At 65.5% G+C, this 18,867-nt stretch carries 15 protein-coding genes; 5 read left to right on the forward strand and 10 right to left on the reverse strand.

Annotated elements, in window-relative coordinates:
* The first annotated feature begins 143 nt into the window (after positions 1 to 143).
* Complete coding sequence (locus BLV01_RS16885) at positions 144 to 611, forward strand: hypothetical protein (RefSeq protein WP_091802279.1); 468 nt, start codon at positions 144 to 146, stop codon at positions 609 to 611.
* 217 nt (positions 612 to 828) lie between these two features.
* Here the strand turns inward: BLV01_RS16885 and BLV01_RS16890 are convergent, their stop codons facing one another.
* The 4 genes from BLV01_RS16890 to BLV01_RS16905 all read right to left on the reverse strand — a co-directional run bounded on the left by BLV01_RS16890 (position 829) and on the right by BLV01_RS16905 (position 6,980).
* Positions 829 to 2,934 (reverse strand): NHL repeat-containing protein, encoded by a 2,106-nt coding sequence (locus tag BLV01_RS16890; protein WP_091802282.1) that lies wholly within the window; start codon positions 2,932 to 2,934, stop codon positions 829 to 831.
* Between the two features lie 146 nt (positions 2,935 to 3,080).
* On the reverse strand, positions 3,081 to 4,007 hold the full coding sequence (gene bla, locus BLV01_RS16895; RefSeq protein ID WP_139178809.1) for a class A beta-lactamase: 927 nt from the start codon (positions 4,005 to 4,007) through the stop codon (positions 3,081 to 3,083).
* A 124-nt stretch (positions 4,008 to 4,131) separates the two neighbouring features.
* Positions 4,132 to 5,040, reverse strand: coding sequence for a class A beta-lactamase (gene bla / locus BLV01_RS16900; protein WP_091802287.1), 909 nt, complete (start codon positions 5,038 to 5,040; stop codon positions 4,132 to 4,134).
* Between the two features lie 380 nt (positions 5,041 to 5,420).
* Positions 5,421 to 6,980, reverse strand: coding sequence for an MFS transporter (locus BLV01_RS16905; protein ID WP_091802290.1), 1,560 nt, complete (start codon positions 6,978 to 6,980; stop codon positions 5,421 to 5,423).
* A gap of 309 nt (positions 6,981 to 7,289) precedes the next feature.
* Here BLV01_RS16905 and BLV01_RS16910 point away from each other — a divergent pair, with 309 nt between their 5' ends.
* Positions 7,290 to 8,171, forward strand: coding sequence for a LysR family transcriptional regulator (locus tag BLV01_RS16910; RefSeq protein WP_091802293.1), 882 nt, complete (start codon positions 7,290 to 7,292; stop codon positions 8,169 to 8,171).
* A gap of 441 nt (positions 8,172 to 8,612) precedes the next feature.
* Positions 8,613 to 10,256, forward strand: coding sequence for a M28 family metallopeptidase (locus BLV01_RS16915; RefSeq protein WP_254782674.1), 1,644 nt, complete (start codon positions 8,613 to 8,615; stop codon positions 10,254 to 10,256).
* Positions 10,257 to 10,323: 67 nt separating this feature from the next.
* Here BLV01_RS16915 and BLV01_RS25610 read toward each other — a convergent pair whose 3' ends face one another.
* From BLV01_RS25610 to tssI, 6 genes are all read right to left on the reverse strand, one after another.
* Positions 10,324 to 10,566: a hypothetical protein gene (locus BLV01_RS25610; RefSeq protein WP_139178811.1), complete on the reverse strand. Its 243-nt coding sequence runs from the start codon at positions 10,564 to 10,566 to the stop codon at positions 10,324 to 10,326.
* Entirely contained in the window at positions 10,541 to 11,266 is a 726-nt protein-coding gene (locus BLV01_RS16920) for an SMI1/KNR4 family protein (RefSeq protein WP_217633527.1), read from the reverse strand. Before BLV01_RS16920 ends, BLV01_RS25610 begins: the two co-directional genes overlap by 26 nt.
* A gap of 386 nt (positions 11,267 to 11,652) precedes the next feature.
* Positions 11,653 to 12,132 (reverse strand): DUF6985 domain-containing protein, encoded by a 480-nt coding sequence (locus BLV01_RS16925; protein WP_091802300.1) that lies wholly within the window; start codon positions 12,130 to 12,132, stop codon positions 11,653 to 11,655.
* Positions 12,133 to 12,146: 14 nt separating this feature from the next.
* Entirely contained in the window at positions 12,147 to 13,496 is a 1,350-nt protein-coding gene (locus BLV01_RS16930; protein WP_139178813.1) for an HNH endonuclease, read from the reverse strand.
* Entirely contained in the window at positions 13,493 to 14,326 is an 834-nt protein-coding gene (locus BLV01_RS16935; protein ID WP_091802307.1) for a DcrB-related protein, read from the reverse strand. Before BLV01_RS16935 ends, BLV01_RS16930 begins: the two co-directional genes overlap by 4 nt.
* A 12-nt stretch (positions 14,327 to 14,338) precedes the next feature.
* Positions 14,339 to 16,888 (reverse strand): type VI secretion system tip protein TssI/VgrG, encoded by a 2,550-nt coding sequence (gene tssI / locus BLV01_RS16940; protein WP_091802310.1) that lies wholly within the window; start codon positions 16,886 to 16,888, stop codon positions 14,339 to 14,341.
* Positions 16,889 to 17,684: 796 nt separating this feature from the next.
* Here tssI and BLV01_RS16945 point away from each other — a divergent pair.
* Together BLV01_RS16945 and BLV01_RS16950 are read left to right on the forward strand one after the other, a co-directional pair.
* Positions 17,685 to 18,407, forward strand: a complete 723-nt coding sequence (locus BLV01_RS16945; RefSeq protein ID WP_091802313.1) for a hypothetical protein — start codon at positions 17,685 to 17,687, stop codon at positions 18,405 to 18,407.
* Positions 18,404 to 18,814: a hypothetical protein gene (locus tag BLV01_RS16950; RefSeq protein WP_091802316.1), complete on the forward strand. Its 411-nt coding sequence runs from the start codon at positions 18,404 to 18,406 to the stop codon at positions 18,812 to 18,814. Before BLV01_RS16945 ends, BLV01_RS16950 begins: the two co-directional genes overlap by 4 nt.
* Positions 18,815 to 18,867 lie beyond the last annotated feature (53 nt).

The following is an 18,867-nucleotide window of genomic DNA, read 5'->3' on the forward strand; positions in this document are numbered from 1 at the left end:
GGTTTCCCGCGTGACCGCTTGTGCTTTTCCGAGCGCACGGCGCGCAACCTGAAGCGCGGCGTCGCCGCGAACTCGCGCAGGCCGGAGCCGGCGTGCGATCATCCCTCGCAGCCAGCGCAAGCCCGTAACCAGAGCAGTAGGCAATGTTCGACCGCAGTCATTTGATCGCACACTGGCGCCAGGCGCCGCCGGCGCCCGCAGGCGCGCTGGACATCGTGGAATTCGGCCCCGGCGACTTCTCCCAGCCGGCCTCGGGGCAGGCCATCGGCGTGGTCCGCGGCGAGCGCGCGACGTTCGCCGAACCGCTGCATTTCTGGATCGCCGCGCAGCGCGCGGGCGAGCGCTTCGGTGCGCGCGTGGACGGCGCGCAAGCGCATCCGGGCGAGACGCGCTACATCGAGGCCGCACTGTGCCAACCGATCGATCGTGCGGTCTTCGCGCGCATCGTCGGCGAGTACGCGGCGATGCTGCGCGCGCCGCTGCCCGCGTTCGTGCGCGAGCCCGAGGGCTGGCGCCGCGGCCTGCGCATGTATCAGCAGTTCAACGACGTGGCCGCGCTGGTCGAGACCGACCGGCACTACTTCGTGTTCGCCTGGACCTTGTCGGGCTGAGCCTCGGCGCCGGGCCCGGCGCCGCATCGCGAATCCGGTATTGCCGATCCGCAGCCGCGAACCTCGTTGCGCCAACCACGCGGAACCGCGATCCGAAACTTCGATTCGGAATCTCGAACCGAAGCTTCGATCCGGACCCTCCCAACACACCGTCATTCCGGCGAAAGCCGGAACTCCTCTTGATCGTGCCCTTGCCGATCGCGCGTTCGCGAACGAATCACTGCACCCGGATCGCCAGATCCCGTCGCCCCACCGCCTCGTTGCCGCTGTAATCGCGCGCCACCACCCGCAAGGTGTAGTCGCCGGCCGCGAACTCGCCCGGCAGCCACAGCCCTTCGTTCACCCGGCCGCCGCGCACCGCATTGCTGAGCACATAGCGAAAACGGGTGATCGCGCTGCCGTGCACGGTGATGCCGCTGCCGGGCGCGTAGATCGTCTGGGTCGCATCGTCCGGCGGCAAGCGGTCGAACTCGATGTTCATGCGCGGGCTCTCGTAGCCCGGCAGCGGCGCGCCCTGCGCATCGAGCCACTGATAACCCAGCGCATACAGCCCCAGCCGCCGCCGCGGCAGATTGTCGTCGACCTGGTCCCAGCCCTCGGCCACGATCTGCAGCCCCGACAGCGCGCGCGACACGATCAGGCGGCCCTCGCGCTTGTCCTTCAGCGGCTGGCCGAGCGCGTCGATCAACTCGATGCGCTCCAGCCGCGGCGGCACGTGGTCGGCATAGCCGACGAAGTCCAGCGCGATCGCGTTGCGCTCGAAGCCGCTCGGGCCCAGGCTCAGGTGCACGTGCGCCATCGGGTTGATCGTGCCCAGCGTGTCGCCGACGGCGAAACGGGTGCCGCGGCGCAGGCGCATGCGTTCGAGCGCGCCATCGTCGCCGTAGACCGGCTGGAAGCGGTCGGTGTCGAGCGGCTCGCCCTGCGCGTTGCGGCCCACGCGCATGTGGATGTAGGCCAGCCGGCCGAGTTCGGCGCCTTCGCCGAGACCGCCGAAGCCCCACGACGCCACCGGCGCGGAGACCTTGGCGTCGGCGATGGCCAGCACCGGCTGGCCGATGTCGCCGCGGATGTCGAGGCCGCCGTGCAGGTGATGGCGGCTTTCGCCGCGGCCGTCGCCGCGCACCTCGCCGAGCGTGCCGACCACTTCGTGCCAGCCGTCCTGCGGCTTCAGCGGCCAGCGGCCTGCGGTGTCGGGCAGCGGGTCGTCCGCGGCCGGGCCGACCGGGCCGTTGGCCGGCGGCGCCACCGCCGGCGCGGCGGTCGCGATGCGGTGCACGCGATGGCCGTTGGCGTCGTTGAGGTACAGCGATCCGTCGCCGGCCAGCGCCAGACCGGCGGGACGCGACAGGCGCTGGTCCTGGGTGCCGCCGCTGATCAGCGCCCACTGGCCGTCGGGGCGGATCTGCAGCACGCCGCCGAGCGCCTGGTCGGCGACATAGAACCAACCGTCGTGGGTGATCGCCAGCGCCGCCGGCCGCACCAGAGGGCTTTGATTCAACTCGCCCGGCGCCAGCGCCAGGGTCGCGACATCGCCGTCGGGCTCGACCCGGCGCAGCGCCTTGTTGCGCGTATCGGCGACCCACAGCACGCCGCGCGCATCCAGCGCCAGCGCGGTGGGCGTGTCGAACTGGGCGATCGCCGCGGCGCCGTCGGCGAAGCCCGGCCGGCCGTTGCCGGCCAGCGTGCCGACGCTGCCGTCGGGCTCGATCACGCGGATGCGGTCGTTGTAGGTATCGGCGACGAACACCCGCCCGCGCCGGCTCACCGCCACGCCCATCGGCCCGTCGAACTGCGCCTGCGCGCCGGGGCCGTCGCGATAGCCGGGCGTGCCGTCGCCGGCCAGCGTGCTGACCACGCCCTGCCGGGAAATCTTGCGGATCGCGTGGTTGCCGGTGTCGGCCACGTACAGATTGCCGTCGCCGTCCAGCGCCAGCCCCGAGGGCGTATCGAACGCGGCGGACAGGCCCGAGCCGTCGACGAAGCCTTCCTTGGAACCGGCCACCGTGGCCACGCGTCCGTCGGCCGTAACCATGCGGATGCGGTTGTTGTCGCCGGCATCGGCGATGTAGAGCGTGCCGTCGCCGGTGCGCACCAGGCCGTAGGGATCGTCGAAGCGCGCCTGCGCCTTGGCGCCGTTGCGCAGCCCGCGCACGCCGTCGCCAGCGATCCATTCCACCTGCGAACTCCAGCCGAACGCGGTCGGCGGCGGTGCCGGCTTGGGCGCGAGCAACGCGCCGGGCCTGGGTTCGAATACGAAAGTCGCGGCGAGCGCGAGCGCGGTGACGCCGACGGCGAGCAGGATCCAGGGCTTGCGGGACATGCGGTTCCTCGTGGCGCGCGCCGCGCTGCGGGCGCGGCGCGCTCAAGCGCCCGATTCTATGCCAGCGCGGCGCGCATCCGCGCTGCGCGCCGGGTTGCGGCGGCGCAGTGTCGCGCCGCCGCGCCGCCGCATGGCCGCAACGTCGCTCAGGCCGCGCCGATCCAGTGCGTGGCCAACGCGCGCGCCGCATCGGCCAGCACCGCGTCGCGCGAGGCGTCGTCGCCGCGGGCGCCGGTGAAGTAACCGGCGATCAGCACCGGCGCGCGCCGGCCCGGCCAGACGATGGCGATGTCGTTGGCGCTGTCGCGGCTGGTGCCGGTCTTGTGGCCCACGCGCCAGCCTTGCGGCAGGCCCGCGCGCAAACGGCGCGGGCCGGTGGTGGCGGCGAGCAGCCAATCGCTCAGGCGTTGGCGCGAAGCGGCGTTCAACGCATCGCCGAGCAACACCGCGCGCATGGTGGCGAGCATCGCGTCGGGCGTGGTCACGTCGCGCGCGTCGCCGCCGGGCAGCGGCGCGCCGGGCGTGCGCTCCACCTGGGTGACCGGATCGCCGAGGCCGCGCAGGAATCCGTTCAGGCCGGCCGGATCGCCGACCAGCGGCAGCAGCAGGTTGGCGGCGGTGTTGTCGCTGACCGTCAGCGAGGCTTCGCACAGGCGCGCGACGCTGGCGCTGCCGCCGCTGCGCGCCAGCGCCGCGGTGGCCGGCGAGTTGGGCACCAACGCGGCCGCCGGCACGGCGATGCGCGCGTTCAGGTCGATCTGGCCGAGTTCGGCCTTGTGCAGCACCGCGGCCACCAGCGGCAGCTTGTAGGTGCTGCACATGCCGAAGCGCTCGTCGCCGCGCATCGACCAGTGGCGGCCATCGGCGGTGTCGAGCACCGCCACGCCCAGGCGCCCGCCGCTGCGTTGTTCGATCGCGGCCAGGCGCTCGCGCAGCGCCGTGGCGCGGTCGGTGCCGGGGTCGCCAGCGTCGCGGCCGGAAGCGCGGCCCGCCGCCAGCACGCCGGCGAAGGGCGCGGCGCCGGCGGCGAGGGTCAGGGCGAGGGCGCTGTGGAGGAAGTTGCGTCGTTGCATGTTCGGCTCCTTGCGGTGAGGAGCCTGGATTATTCGAAGCGATCCGCGCGGCCACAAACGAAGAATTCTCGCCCCAGGCAAAAGATTTCCTCGCAGCGCGCCGGCGCGGACGGCGGCGCCGCGTTCAGGCCGCGCCGATCCAGTGTTCGAACAACGCGCGCGCGGCATCGGCCAGGATCGCGCTGCGCTGTTCGTCCTCGCCGGTGGCCTGGGTGAGGTAGGTAACGATGAACACCGGCTTGCGTCCGCTCGGCCAGACGATGGCGATGTCGTTGGTGGTGCCGTTGCCGCTGCCGGTCTTGTCGCCGATGCGCCAGTCCTTCGGCAGGCCCGCGCGCAGGCGCTTGTCGCCGGTCTTGTTGGCGATCAGCCAATCGGCGAGCTGCGTGCGCGAGGCTGCGCTGAGCGCATCGCCGAGCAGCAGCGCGCGCATGCTGGCGAGCATCGCGTTGGGCGAGGTGGTGTCGCGCGGATCGCCCGGGATCGCGGTGTTGAGCTCGGGTTCGTTGCGGTCCAGGCGCGTGGTCGGGTCGCCGATGCCGCGCAGGAAGCGGGTCAGCCCGTCCGGATTGCCGACCAGCGGCAGCAGCAGGTTGGCGGCGGGGTTGTCGCTGAGGGTCATGGTCGCCTCGCACAACTGGGCGACGCTGGCATCGCCGCCGGCCTCGGCGAGCGGGCCGGTGAACGGCGCGTGCGGCACCAAGGCCGACTTCGGCACCGCGATGCGCTGCTGCAGGTCGAGATCGCCGCGGTCGACCTTGTGCAGCACCGCCGCCGACAGCAGGAACTTGAAGGTGCTGCACATGGCGAAGCGCTCGCCGCCGCGCACATCGAAACGGCGGCCGTCGCCGCTGTCGAGCGCCGACACGCCCAGGCGGCCGCCGCTGCGTTTCTCCAGTTCCGCCAGCTTCGCGCGCAACGCGGCATCGGCGGCGGCCGGCTTCGGGCCCAGCGCGGCGGCGCCGAAACTGGCGACGGCGCCGCCGGCGAGCAGGGCGGCGCCGGTGAACTGGAGGAAATCGCGACGTTGCATTGGGGGAACTCCTTGGGGCGAACCCCGATTATTCGCAGCGCCCGCGCGCTGCCGCAAACGAGGAATTCTCGCGGGAGGCAAAAGAAATCCTTGCGGCGGGGCGCGCGACGGGCGCGAGTTTGCCCATGTTGGCCGATGGGGCGCGAATGTTGCGTCGCGACCGGCAACCGCGCGGTCGCGGCTCGCGTACGCAGCCGCCACGCGAAGCAGACGCGCAACCAAGCGACTGTAGGAGCGGCGCAAGCCGCGACCGCGACACCCCGACTACGACGCAAGCACCGTCACACCCGCCAACCGCCGAGTGGGAGGGCCTTCGGCCCCGATGCCCTCCGCTCCGATCGCCGCGACCCGAAAAACCCCGCGGTCCCAAGGCCCCCACGTCAATGCGCCTTGACCCCCGCCGCCACCGGCACCACCTCGCCGCGCGCATGCGCACGCCGCTGCTGCGCGAACAACCGCCAACTGCACGCCGCCAGCAGCAACACCCCGAACCCGCCGTACCACCACAGCCAGGCGAAGCCGTGGACCAGCGCCGCATGCGCCACCGCGCCCGCGTCGCCGCCCAACCCGAGCGCGTGCGCGGCGTCGAGGTCGCCGACCGCGATCCGCGCCGCCAGCGCGCGCAACTGCGCGCCATCGAGCGCCGCGCCGACCGCGCCGCGCAGGTGGGACGCGATCCCGGCGATCAGGATCACGCCCATCAACGCGATGTTGATCGCCAAGGTGATCAAGCGCGCGCTCATGTCGATGCCCGAGGCCATGCCGGTGCGCGAGGCCGGCACCGATCCGGTGGTGGTGTTGCTGACCAAGGTGTTGGTCAGCCCCAGCCCGATCCCCGACAGCACCGCGCCCGGCAACAGCGTCTTCCAGCTCGCGCCGGCCGGCAGGCTGCCCAGGTACATCGCCATGAACCCGAGCCCGATCATCGCCAGCCCCAGCGGAATCACCCGTCCGGCGCCGTAGCGCTGCGCCCAGCGCTCGGCCAGCGGCGGCATCGCCAGCGTCGGCACGGTGTAGGCCAGCAGCGCGCCGCCGGCCGCGACCGCGTCGTAGCCCAGCGCGCTCTGGAAGTAGATCGGCAGGTAGATCATCAGCGGCCAGAAGCTGAAGTTCATCCCGATCGAGCCCATGATCGCGCCGGAGAACGCGCGGATGCGGAACACGCCGAACTCGAACATCGGATGCGGATGGCGCCGCTCGACGCGCACGAACGCGGCCAGCCCGGCCACCGCCGCGGCGAGTACGCCGAGCAGCATCGTGTCGGCATACCCCGTCTCCGGCGCCTGGGTGATGTAGAAGGTCAGCCCGAGCACCGCCAGCGACAAGGTCGCCAGCCCGGCGACGTCGAGCCGGTGGCTTTGCGCCTCGCGCGATTCCTGCGCGCCGGCCATCACCATCGCCCAGGTCAGCGCCGCCAGCGGCGCGTGCACCAGGAACACCCACGGCCAACTCGACAGCGCGACGATGCCGCCGCCGATGATCGGCCCGAACCCCAGGCCGAAGCCGAACACGATGCCGAACACCGCGAACGCGCGGCTGCGCTCGCGGCCTTCGCGGAACTGGTGCGAGAGGATCGCGAACTGGCTGGTCAGCATCGCGCCGCCGGCCAGGCCCTGCAGGAACCGCCCGGCGATCAGCACCGGCATGTTCGCCGCCAGCCCGCACAGCAGCGAAGTCAGGCCGAACGCGATGGTGCTGATCACGAACACGCGCCGCCGCCCGTAGCGGTCGGCGAAGGTGCCCGCGGCCATCAGCACCGTGGTGCAGGCCAGGGTGTAGGCGTTCATCACCCACTGCAGGTCGCGCAGGCTGCCGTGCAATTGTTTTTCCAGGGTCGGCAGGATCACCGGCACGCTGGAGATCTCCAGGCCGAACATCAGCGCGGCCAGGCTGATCGCGCCGAGGGCGAGCGCGTTTCGTGTCGAGGCGGACAAAGTCATGGGGACATCCGTTGGCAAGATTCGGCGAAGCGCGGGCGAGCGGACGCGCCGCGGGCCCGCGGGCTTCGCGTGTGGGGCAGGGCGGGGCGGAAGGGCGCGGCGCGGCCTCAGCCTTGCGCAAGGCTGCGGCCAGCGTCGTGGCGGTGGCGCGGCGGCGGCGCGCGAACCGGCGGCCGCGATGGCCGGCCGCCGCAGCGCGCGGCGCAGCGTCCCGGCAGCGAAGCCATTGTGTTCCCCCACCACTCATGAGGGAAATGATTTGATTTTGTAGAATCCATCAACGGCCATCATCAATCGCGAGGCGCGTGCGTGGACTTCGACCCGACCCTGCTGCGCACCTTCGTCGCCGTCGTCGAAACCGGCGGCTTCACCCGCGCCGGCGAGCGCCTGCACCTGACCCAATCGGCGATCAGCCACCAGATCCGCCGCCTGGAAGACCAGGTCGGCCGCGCCTTGCTCCACCGCACCACGCGCCGGCTGACGCTCACCGAAGACGGCGAAGACTTCCTGCGTCACGCGCAACAGATCCTGCACTCGCTCGAAGCGCTGTCGCGCCGCTTCCAGCCCTCGCCGATCGCCGGCAGCGTGCGCTTCGGCGTGCCCGAGAACTTCATCGGCGACCGCCTGCCCGGCCTGCTGCGCCAGTTCGCCTGCGCGTTCCCGAACGTGCGCATGGACGTCAACGTCAGCATGAGCATGGACCTGCGGCAGATGGTCGACAACGACGAACTCGATATCGCCGTGGTCATCGGCCTGCCCGGCCGCAACGGCGAACAGGTGCTGCGGCGCACGCGCTTCGTCTGGGTCGCCGCCGACCACTTCGACGTCGCCCCCGGCCGCTCGCTGCCGTTCGCGTTCTTCCCGTCGCCCTGCGTCAACCGCCACATCGGCGTGTCCGCGCTCGACGGCACCGGCGTGGACTGGCATGTCGTGTTCACCTCGCCGAGCCAGCAAGGCCTGCTCGCCGCCGTCGCCGCCGGCCTGGGCATCACCGTGATGATCGAAGACGACGTCGAAGCGGGCATGCGCATCGTCGACGGCCACTACGGCCTGCCGAAACTGCCGCCGGCCGAATTCGTCCTGCTGCGCCGCCCCGGCGCCTGCACCCCCGCGGTGGCCGCGTTCGGCCGCATGATCGAAGAGCTGCCCGACAGCGCGCCGACGCCGGCGCGTGCCCTGCGCAGCGCCTGATCCAACGCCCAGGCAACTGCTCTTGTGGGAGGGCCTTCAGGCCCGACGCTCTGATCGCCGCGACCTGAGCGAAAGGCATCGGGCCTGAAGGCCCTCCCACAACAGCCGGGGCCGTTCCCCACAAGAGGTGACGCAGCCGCGCTTACCCCTGTAGGAGCGGCGCAAGCCGCGACCGCGCCACCGCAAACACCGGCGCCGCCATCAATCCCGATGCCCCCCGCGAAAATCGCCGCACGATCGCGCCTGCCGCCACCCGCCGCACCCCCGCGGCCGCGGCCCGCGCCGCGCCTGCAGGCGCTTCCGCCGTCCCCGCGAACCCCATCCCAAGAACCAATAGACCCGTCACGCGACCCTGGCTAGTATCGGCCGACCACCCCTGGGGCCCCACCTATGAAATTGAGCGCCACTCCGCTGGCGGTGCTTTGCGCCGCGATCCTGTCGATGCCCGCCTACGCCGCCAAGCCGGCCAAGGCGCCGAAAGCGCCGAAGGCCCCGACCTTCGACACCAAGCGCCTGTCCGAGGAAGTGAAGACGCTGTCCTCCGACGAGTTCCAGGGCCGCGGCCCCGCCACCGAGGGCGAGACCAAGACCATCGATTACCTGGTCGCCCAGTTCAAGGCGGCCGGCGTCCAGCCCGGCGGCGACCTCAAGGACGGCAAGCGCCTGTGGACCCAGGCCGTACCGCTGCTGCGCTCGCAGATCGCCGGCACCCCGACCCTGTCGTACTCGATCAAGAAGAAGGCCCGCCCGCTGACCCAGGGCAACGAGATCGCCGTGCGCGCCGCGCTCGACGGCTCCAAGACCGTCGCCATCAAGAACGCCCTGCTGGTGTTCGCCGGCTACGGCGTCAGCGCGCCGGAGCGCCAGTGGGACGACTTCAAGGGCGTCGACCTCAAGGGCAAGATCGCGGTCGTGCTGATCAACGACCCGGACTTCGAGACCGGCAGCGGCGACTTCGGCGGCAAGGCCATGACCTACTACGGCCGCTGGACCTACAAGTACGAAGAAGCCGCCCGCCGCGGCGCGCTCGGCCTGCTGATCGTGCACGAGACCGACCCGGCCTCCTACGGCTGGGCCACGGTCAAGAACTCCAACACCAACACCATGTTCGACGTGGTCCGCGACAACCCGCGCGCGACCCACCCGACCCTGGAAGGCTGGATCCAGCGCGACACCGCCGTCGCCCTGTTCAAGAGCGCCGGCCTGGACTTCGAAAAACTCAAGCAACAGGCCCAGACCCGCGAGTTCAAGCCGGTGACGCTGAAGAACATCAGCTTCTCGGCCAACTACGCCGTCGACAGCGAAGTGATCACCTCGCAGAACGTCGTCGGCCGCGTCGACGGCAGCAAGCGCCCCGACGAAACCGTCATCTACAGCGCCCACTGGGACCACCTCGGCGTCGGCCAGCCGGACGCCAAGGGCGACACCATCTACAACGGCGCCGTCGACAACGCCACCGGCACCGCCGCCCTAATCGAAATGGGCCGCACCTTCGCCAAGGCCAAGAAGCCGCAGCGCTCGGTCGTGTTCCTGGCGGTGACCGCCGAAGAAAAGGGCCTGCTCGGCTCCGAGTACTACAGCGCCAAGCCGCTGTACCCGCTGGCCAAGACGGTGGCCGTCATCAACACCGACGCCCTCGACCCCACCGGCCCCGCGCGCGACTTCACCACCTCCGGCAGCGCCAAGCAGGAACTGCTGGACGAACTGATCGCCACCGCGCAGAAGTGGAACGTCACCTACGCGCCCGACCCCAAGCCCGAGGCCGGCCACTTCTTCCGCTCCGACCACTTCCCCTTCGCCAAGCGCGGCGTCCCGGCGGTGTCGTTCGGCTCGGGCGAGGACAAGGTCGACGGCGGCCTCGCCGCAGGCAAGGCGGAGGGCGAGGCCTACGTGAAGGATCGCTACCACCAGCCGGCGGACCAGTGGGAAGCCAGCTGGAACTTCACCGGGATGGCGCGGGATCTGCAGATTCTCTACACGCTCGGCAGCGACCTCGCGAATTCGACACGGTGGCCGAATTGGGCGGAGGATTCGGAGTTTCGGGCGGCGCGGGATGAGAGTGCGGGGGAGCGGGCGGCTAAGTAACGAATCGTTCGCTAGCGTCGGTTGATGAATTTTGAGAACCGCGGTGGAGCTCGTCTCCCCGCGGTTCTTATTTGAACAAGATGCCGCCTGTGAGTGTTTGGCCCGGAGTTGCAGCGGCCCACAGTCGATCTGCATCAGTGCGTGTGCTTCGCACGGACACTGTATCGAATTTTTTGGGCGAGGCATTCGCGCAAAGGGCGAGGTCGGCGGTATGGCGAGTCGGTACGTCCAGCCCGGCAAAACTGATTGGAACGCTTACATCGAATGTCTCAACCGGCGACGTATCAAGTCCGCCGATCAGCTTCTTCAAGAAATATTCCGATCCAGGCATCCATGACGCCCCAGAAATCTACAACTTCCAGCTCGACCGGGTTTTCATGCCACCAAATCAAACCGGCAGCGGCGCCGTCTCCCTGGCTCCTGGAAAGGTCGAGACACAAATAATCGCCCGCTCCATTATGAAAGACCGGCAACACTTGCTCCGGATCGATGGGCATTTGTCGAAGCTCATCTTCCTCAAAGTCCAGCTTTTTCGAAAGAAGCTCGAAATCTCCAATGGGCAAAGGCCCCATCGAGTTCGCCGGAAAGAAGGTCCAGCCGTTATGAATCCGCTGATAAAAGTACTGAAGATCGCCCGGAAGAATATTCCAAAGTGGCATGTCGCTCGGGATGATCGATCCTTCCAGTGGTAAATGTCCCCGAAAGAAACTGAGGTCGTCTCCATCGTCAATGGTGTAGGGATACAGCAGAAGAACGTCGCCGCCGTCCTCATTGAGAATGGCGGGTTGCTGCAAGTTCACGGTGAGGAAGCTTTCTACATTCGGAAGACGTTTGAGCAACGGCCCCCAAAGGTCGAGCAAGGCCTGGCCCCGGCCAGCATCGGCCACTGCATCACGCCACTCATTCGGGACATCGAAAGCGCTATCGATCTCGCTCTCGGTGATGGCGATGTTCCCAGTGGAGCGAAATCGAACAAGTTCCGACGCATACGCTTCTCTCGATAAATGCATTGTGCTTACCTCGACTTGCTGGGCTATCCCCATCCTCAAAGGGACCTGGTTTCATATCTAGCTAAAGCCTGGGCGCAAAGCCACGCAGAAGATCAAATCCCGCTTTTTCAGTGCATCCCCTTGGTGGCATGGGTTCGATCTCTGCGTGTCCGTAATGCCTCGGGTTATTAGCTTGGCCAAGCGTTCCTGCAGCGTCGTCAAGGTCACACTCGTTTGCACTGCGCAAAGGAAAAAGCGCAAGCGTTGCTTGGGCCCTCCTGCCGCGAATGACAATGCAAGGAGGTGGCTAGGAATATGGCTAGGGACATTTTCTTGTTGCAGACGCCGCTACGCGGTTGACAGAAATTGATCAGGCGAACGGTTCTTGCGATTGAGATGCTTTGCCGCTACAGAACTATATCTTGTGGGCCAACTTCATCGATCATCTCATTTACGAACTTGACAGCCAAGCCCAGGCTTGGATCCCATCTGCAATCATAGAGAAGCCCAATGATTCGGTCGTCCGAGGTCAGGGGCTGTTTTACGAGTATGGAAGTTGGTGTCACTAATTCAGCAATATTTGCTTTTTCGGAGATGGCGGGAGCGTACTCGTCGGCACTTTCCCCGAACTGCTCTCTCAGATCCGGCAAGAGTTCGCTGTAGTAATTAAAGATGGCTTCTTCGGCGTCAGCGAGAAGTTCATTCTTTCTTTCGTCAAATCGGATGAATGCAGTCCTTTGGATGGGATCGATTTCTTCGCCATCATAGCCGCCAAGCTCCATGGGGACCGTTACATTGCGCCCGCAGAAACGGTATGTGTAGGAGCCGACCCAGCCGCTTTCGTCGCTAAATGATACTTCCCCTAAAACAGGATCCCGGGTCATCATTGCTCTGCTCCAATTTATGGCTTGACTTTGCCGGCTTTGATTTCGCCAACGCCGCCAAGATGTCCGAGCTTTCCGTTTACCTTCGACGGCATTAGCTGCATCGTGACGAGATCTGGCTGTTCATGCCAAGTATAACTATTCTGATCGCGCCACTTCGCAACTTCCTTAGGGCTTACTCCCCATTCCTTCGCGAGAGCCTCATCTGCCGCGCGGAAGTTTTTAGATCGATTGGTTGTCATGTTGGGAATTTCAACTTGCCCTTTGGCGACGGGCGCAAAGTCAGGTTGTGCATTGCTGTAGTTGATCCCATCGACACCCGAATCTTTCAGGTAAGGGGTCACCTCCGGATCATTTGGCTTCCATTTCGATTCACCGCGCTTCCCAGACCATTGCCCATTCTTGACGGGAGTTTGGTCAAGTCTTGCTTTGTAAGTAGATCCACCTTGAGGTGAAACGCCTTCCGAGGCGCCGGGTTTGGGTGTGAGCTTGACACGGACATTCCCGCCGTTCATGCCCAAGGTGCCCGGCCGAACCTCTATTTTCGTGCGGTTAAGTACATCGATGGCATTTCGACCCGCAGGGGTTCTTGCCCCTCTAGCGCCTAGGCCGAGAAGGCCGAGCCCTGCGATTCCCGCGAAGATGTCGCCGTAGCCGGGGCCAAGCGACTCGCCCCATGTATGAAGCTCCCCTAGTGCAAGGTTGAGCCCTCCCGTTACCCCGAGGAACAGGATGGTCGCGCCGGCACCTGCCGCCAGTGCTCCAAGCAAACCAGCCCCAAGAGACACCCAGCCCAGTATCTCCAGTGCGTTCTCGAACATCTCCTCGTTATCGTTAACCGCCACTACCCTGATCGTAGGGCCGCCTACGGTTACGTCGTTGCTTCCATTTTTTATCTTCGCGCCACAGACCAGTTTCATGCTGGTCCTGGCCATGGGTCTTCCATTAATAGTTACCGTTTCGGAGCCTTCCGCGATGAGTAGCGGGCCCGGTATGGCGAAGTGATTGAATGGCGCTCCGCTACAACCAGAGGAGAAATCCAGGCCTGCCCGTAATGCGAGGCGGTTATTGACCGTTACCCGACTCGGTGGGGCTGCAGCGGCAAGGAAGCCTGTGGTCGGACCAGGTAGGTCTGCTACCTTGGAAATGCCTCGTACCAGCGCCCCCATTGCCAAGCCTCCGCCGGCGATGCAGCCGCCGACGATTGCGACGATGGCCAGGCCACCGGTGGCGATGCCAGCCGCCACAATCGCAACGCCGATTGCTGCACCCACGATTGCGCCGGCCACCATTCCCAGTAGACCGAATCCATGTACGGTCTCGTCGCCCAAGCGTGCTGCCCGCAGTCCCGCTTCGGCCCCGGTCACGACGCGGGCCCTCGTACTCCCTGACTCAGTCCTGCCGCGGCCAATTGAACTTCGACACTATTCATTGTTTCCAGCGGCGCTAGCGGTTTGACGAGCGTCGCACCGCGAAGCCGTTGCTGCAGCGGCAGTGCGACGCCCGCGATATCGGGCGACAGCATGTACTTCCCGCTCTCTTGGCTAAACATGCCCCGACGGTTCTTGGCGAGAAAGCTGACGGTTAACGGGCGCCCCGTAGATGAGAAAAATACCCAGCCACCGTCCTCGACCTCGAAAGCATCGACCTGCCGGCAGGCATCTGCTTCATCCTCATAGACGTGGAGGTGACGCTCTGCGGTTGATAGGGCGAACACGAACGGCAGTGAGAGCGCAGCTGAAGGCGGCGCCACGTCAGGCTCGTCATTACGGTCCAAGAGTTGAAACGAGGCCATCACCTGTTCCCATGCCGGTTCCAGGTTCTGGAATTCGGACACCACGCCCGACAAGGTCACCGTCAGCATCGCCCCCTGATGCCGGACATAGACTTGGCGCTGGCGCAACATGACGGTGCCGTTAGCGCGCCATTGATAGTCGACCACGGCGGCTGGCTGGCCTCCAAGGACCGCCTCGCTTCGGCCCAATGGCTTGAAGCCTGCAAACGCCTTCCTGGCCGCTTCCTGCTGCGCATCGGCATACTCCAGCGGAGATTCGAGCGCTGTCTCGTAGTCACGGGTGATGATGATGGCCGCCTCTTTGCCTCCATTCTTGCCCGGCAGGCGGAACACGTTCATCGTTTGATCGCGCCATCCGTCTGGAATGACAACGGTGCCCTCGTGAAGATGATAGGTCTTCATGCGCGACACTCCTTACGGATTCAGATCGATAGAGGTGCTTCCCACGATCTGGACGATCGTCCCGTTGAGGAGGACCGTACCGTCCTCGCGTAACTCCAGACTGGCTCCTCCCGCTTCCAATCTGACTGCAGTCTTACCCTTGATCAGGACGTGCTCAGTCTGCGACTGGACGTAGACCCGTTTCTTGGCCTGCGCCGCCAAGCCCTCCGTCTCGGCAGTCAGGCCGATGGCGGTCTTGGCGGTGGCCGAGAAGTATTGCGTTTCGGCGACGAGTTGCATGTAGGTGTGTGCAGTCGTTGCGACGTGCGCGGCCTCGGCCTTGGTGGCGATGTATTGCTTGACGGTGTTGGTCTGGAAGCCTTTCGTGACTGTATTGGTCTGTTTCGGGCCTCGAACGATTGTGTCCTGATTGCGGAGGGTCTCGACCGCCATGTCGCGTTGCGAAAACAGATCGATCAGTTCCTGGCCGGCGGCATCTTTGATCAACATGCGGCACTGACCGCCACCGCCCGGTGTGGAGTTGCTAATGAATCCCATCGTGTGGGCCGAGTCAGGCAGACCCCGTGGCGGCGTTTGTTCTGCGTTGAACAATCTGCCGATGCATACCGGCCGGTCCGGGTCGCCCTCGAGGAAGCTGATGATGACTTCTTGGCCAATACGGGGGATTGCGATGGTGCCCCACCCTCGACCCGCCCAGGGCTGGGATACCCTGATCCAGCACGAACTGGCGTCATCGAACTTACCGTATCGATCCCATGGGAACTGGACTTTGATCCGTCCGAACTTGTCGGTATGGATCTCTTCCCCTTTCGGGCCGACGACGCTCGCGGACTGCGGGCCGGGCATGATGGGCTTGGTGTGATGTCGGACGGGCCGATAAGGGATTTTGCGTCGGATAAGGGTCAGGGTGTTGCTGAAGACATCGCCCTGTTCCTGACCGAAGTTGTTCCGCGCATCGATTTGCGCGCCGACCAGCAGGAAATCGCTGCTTTGCTCGTCAGAAGGATCGAACCAATGGTGATCCGCGATCTTGAACGTATGCCCAACCACCATGCTGCGACAGTGGGATTGCCCCATGAACAGCTTGGATTGCCACTCGTAGGCTTCCATGCGCAGCTTCGCTTCGCGATTGCCGTCCTCGATGTCGCGGTACGCAAACGCAGGCATGCCGTCGTAATCCTGGAGAGTCGGAACCGCTCCTTGCTGGGTAACCGTCGTCTGCTCGACGGCGCGGCGCCCGATAGGGTCCTTGAAGTCGTAGGTGTTCATTGCGACCGAGCCGATCTGGACGGTACGCACGGCTGACAGTGCGGTCAGTTCATCCTGCTCGGAGGGATGGCCGCCGTCGTTGAAATGCACTAATGGCTGGTGTGTCTGCGCTGGGCAGGCTTGCGCATGCGTGGAGTCGTCGCAGATGATGAGTTTGTGACCATCGGGGCGATGCTCGAAGTAATAGAACAGGCCGAACTGCTCGAGCAGGCGGCTGACGAAATTTAGGTCGCTCTCGTTGTACTGAACGATGTAGTTCTGCGGCGGGGGCTTCTTGAAGACGCGAAGCTCGTAGTCGGGGAGGCTGCCATAGTCTCTAAAGATCTGCTCGGCAACATCGATGACGTTGACGTCCTGGAAGATTCGGCTATTGCGGCGCTTGCCGAGATACCACAACCAAGGAACCAATTCAGCGGAATAGACCGCTAGCCCCCCATCGGTACGAGAGAAACCGAAGCTGGCCACATAACCGTTGAGAGGATGCTCGGTCCCGTCATCCAGCTTGAACATAACGGTCAGATTCTGCGAAATGACGTCCTTCAGATCGATCGCAGCGTTCAGAGAGAGAAGCTGAAGCTGATAGCTGCTCAGGTCCGAGAGCGCGGCGCTGCCGCTGAGGGAGGAGATGTAAAGCCGCTTGTCGCCCGACAGCGGCGATACCAGACGCATGAGACGGGTAGCGTCCTCCAACTGGCCCGAGATCGCCTGGCCAGCTTCTTCCAACAACTGGCGGGCGACGGGTGGGGCGTAGTTGAGGCTCGGAGAGGTGGCATCGGCTAGCGTGCTGCCAGTCAATGGATGGTCGTCCACGAACCTAGGCATCTCCCCATTCGGATTGAACCCTGGTGTGGGTCCCAGGCCTGACGACGGCTGGAACTTCTCCAGCAATGCCGTGGCCTGCGGTAGCGATTTCGCCGCCTGGGCAAACTGTCCGATGCGAGGATCGGACATGCCCGCCAATTGCACTCCATCGGTGAATGCGGAGCCGAGATCGTCACTGGCTACGGATTGAGCAATCTGCGTGGCGGACTGGACGCCCCTTGCGATCTTGGCGATGTCCTCACCGCCGGTGGCCTGAGCCAACTGAGCGGTCATGTCGAGAGCGTCGTCGACGTCTGGGATGGACGGCGATGCGCGCGCAAGTCCCTCCAACTCACGTGCGAGCGATGTCTTGCTGTCGTGGATAGTGTTGTCGAGTTCCTTGAAAAGGGCGGTCTGCCCATCGGAAGGCGTTATGCCGCTATCGATAAGCGGCGAGCCGCCCGGATCGGTCGGGCCAGTCTTGACTGACATACGAAGTCCTCATCCTTGAAATCGAACTGGGTTGCCGAGAAGTTGAAACAGCGAAGGCATTGCCATGCCAAGGATCAGCGCGGATGTACTTACTGTGGGGCTGAGGGGTTTGTCTACAAAGCGCGCGGTTATAAGTAGCTTCCTCCCCATCTTCCATCGTCAGGGGGACTAAAATAAAAAAATGTGAAATGCCTCCAGAAACAAATTTTTGTCAAGGTGGTCCATGCGGCGCTGAATGAACAAAGTCACACTTATTGCGCGAAAATGCTGCGTGTAACTGCCACGGCCTTTCTTTTCGGCGAATAGCGAGGGTGGCTCGAATCGTATCGCCCAGGTTTTTCAGGCCGCCGCCAGCAGTTCAGGGTGTATCGTTTTTCGCTTGAAAGGGATTTCAACAGTTGTAGCAGCGTGCTTGATGTAATCGCGATTCAGGGAGATTCGTTGATCGCCGGCTGGACGTTACTGCCGATGTTCCGGGTTGCCGGGGCTTGGTTGCCGCCAGGTTGCGTTGGGAAATGGTGGGTGGGCGCCAGCTGACAGCGATAGGGCCAGGACCGCGGCAAAGGCGGTAGGTGCGGTAGGCCTGCTCGGTGTTGGAGGGGCGTTCTTGGCGCCGTACAGAGGCGGTACGGGACGTTGTAACTCAATACCTGCGCGGCGCAAATTTCATTTGCGCTCGCTGGAATGCGCGATATAAGTGCCGTCAGCATCAGTGATGACGCCGGCAGTCAGAAAAATGGGATCTATGGAGCCTACCTCGGAAACCAGTTCGCAGCCCGATGACCCTAAGCGGGCCTTGCTGGACGAGTACTTTTCGGAGGCCGGCTTCGTCCCGCGCCTGCACGACCAAGTGTGGGATAAGGCTGCGTTGCAACGCCTGCTCGCCGCGCAGCGGCGCTATCTGCAGTCGCCGCGCGACCGCGAGCGGTTCCCGCGCGAGATCGGGGAGGCGTTCTGGTTGCCCGAGCGCGAGGCGCGGCGGTGCGGCCGGCGCGCTGGGTTTGGGCTCCAGCATGCGGTGTCGGTGTATGAGCAAGGCTGCGAGCAACTGCACGACATGGCCTATCGGTTGTTTGCCGGCGAGTCGGTGCATTTGACTGACTCGAACGCGGAGCAGGTAGCTGCGGTGCAAGCGCCGGCGTGTTCGCCGGCCGAGGCGCGGACGCGTCAGGCGTTGCTCGATGAGTCGCTGGCCGACGATGGTTTCGTGCTGCGCCTGCGCTGCGATCTGCAATGGGATCGTCCGGCGTTCGGGCGCCTGCGGCGGGCGATGCGGGCGTATCTGGCGGCACGTGCGAATGCGCCGTGGCTGGATCGCGAGACCGCGGAGCTGTTCTGGCGCCTGGAATGGTTCGTGCCGGCGTGGTCGTCGCATGCGAACTTTCCGCGCGAGCATGCGGCCGGACATTACGACGAGGTGTTCGCCGTGTTGGGCGATCTGGCGATCCCGTTGTTCGTGGAGGGCGATCTGGACGCCAACGGCGACGCGGAAGCGGCCGCCATGTGGGCAGCGCCATGATCGTCTACCGGTTCGGTCCCCACAGCGCCGACGAACTGACCTTGTGGTTCGATCGGATCGGCGCCGAGGCGATGCTGGCGGCGTTGCGTGCGTTGGCTTCGGCCGAATCGGACGCGGCTAGCGAAGAGCTTCGTGCGACGGGCTTGCGCAAGGCGTCGGCGTCCGCGGCCTGTATCGTCCTGGCGCGGGCGGAACAGGACGAGATGATCGAGTCCGCTGCCGCGGTGAGCCTGGGAATGGCCGATGAAACCGTCGATTACGCACAGCACAAGCTGCGCGAGTTCCTGGTCGCCGATGATTTCGCGCCGGCGGAGTTCGCGGCGTTCGAGCGCGAGGGGCGCAGGTACGATACGCAGGTTTACTTCTGCCGGTTGGATGCGCAGATTGAGGCGCTGGCTGGTGTTTGAGCGTTGGGGCGCGTGGCGATCTGAGCGGAAAGCGTCGGGGCTGAAGCCCCTCC

It is taken from the genome of Lysobacter sp. yr284 (assembly GCF_900107375.1).
Classification (GTDB): Bacteria; Pseudomonadota; Gammaproteobacteria; order Xanthomonadales; family Xanthomonadaceae; genus Lysobacter.

Bases quoted from the DNA above. Each gene is read 5' to 3' on its own strand.
- BLV01_RS16935 (WP_091802307.1), bottom strand. From the start codon at position 14,326: ATGAAGACCTATCATCTTCACGAGGGCACCGTTGTCATTCCAGACGGA.
- BLV01_RS16920 (WP_217633527.1), bottom strand. From the start codon at position 11,266: ATGCATTTATCGAGAGAAGCGTATGCGTCGGAACTTGTTCGATTTCGC.
- BLV01_RS16890 (WP_091802282.1), bottom strand. From the start codon at position 2,934: ATGTCCCGCAAGCCCTGGATCCTGCTCGCCGTCGGCGTCACCGCGCTC.
- BLV01_RS16885 (WP_091802279.1), top strand. From the start codon at position 144: ATGTTCGACCGCAGTCATTTGATCGCACACTGGCGCCAGGCGCCGCCG.
- BLV01_RS16950 (WP_091802316.1), top strand. From the start codon at position 18,404: ATGATCGTCTACCGGTTCGGTCCCCACAGCGCCGACGAACTGACCTTG.
- BLV01_RS16925 (WP_091802300.1), bottom strand. From the start codon at position 12,132: ATGATGACCCGGGATCCTGTTTTAGGGGAAGTATCATTTAGCGACGAA.
- BLV01_RS16915 (WP_254782674.1), top strand. From the start codon at position 8,613: ATGCCCGCCTACGCCGCCAAGCCGGCCAAGGCGCCGAAAGCGCCGAAG.
- bla (WP_091802287.1), bottom strand. From the start codon at position 5,040: ATGCAACGTCGCGATTTCCTCCAGTTCACCGGCGCCGCCCTGCTCGCC.
- BLV01_RS16905 (WP_091802290.1), bottom strand. From the start codon at position 6,980: ATGACTTTGTCCGCCTCGACACGAAACGCGCTCGCCCTCGGCGCGATC.
- bla (WP_139178809.1), bottom strand. From the start codon at position 4,007: ATGCAACGACGCAACTTCCTCCACAGCGCCCTCGCCCTGACCCTCGCC.
- tssI (WP_091802310.1), bottom strand. From the start codon at position 16,888: ATGTCAGTCAAGACTGGCCCGACCGATCCGGGCGGCTCGCCGCTTATC.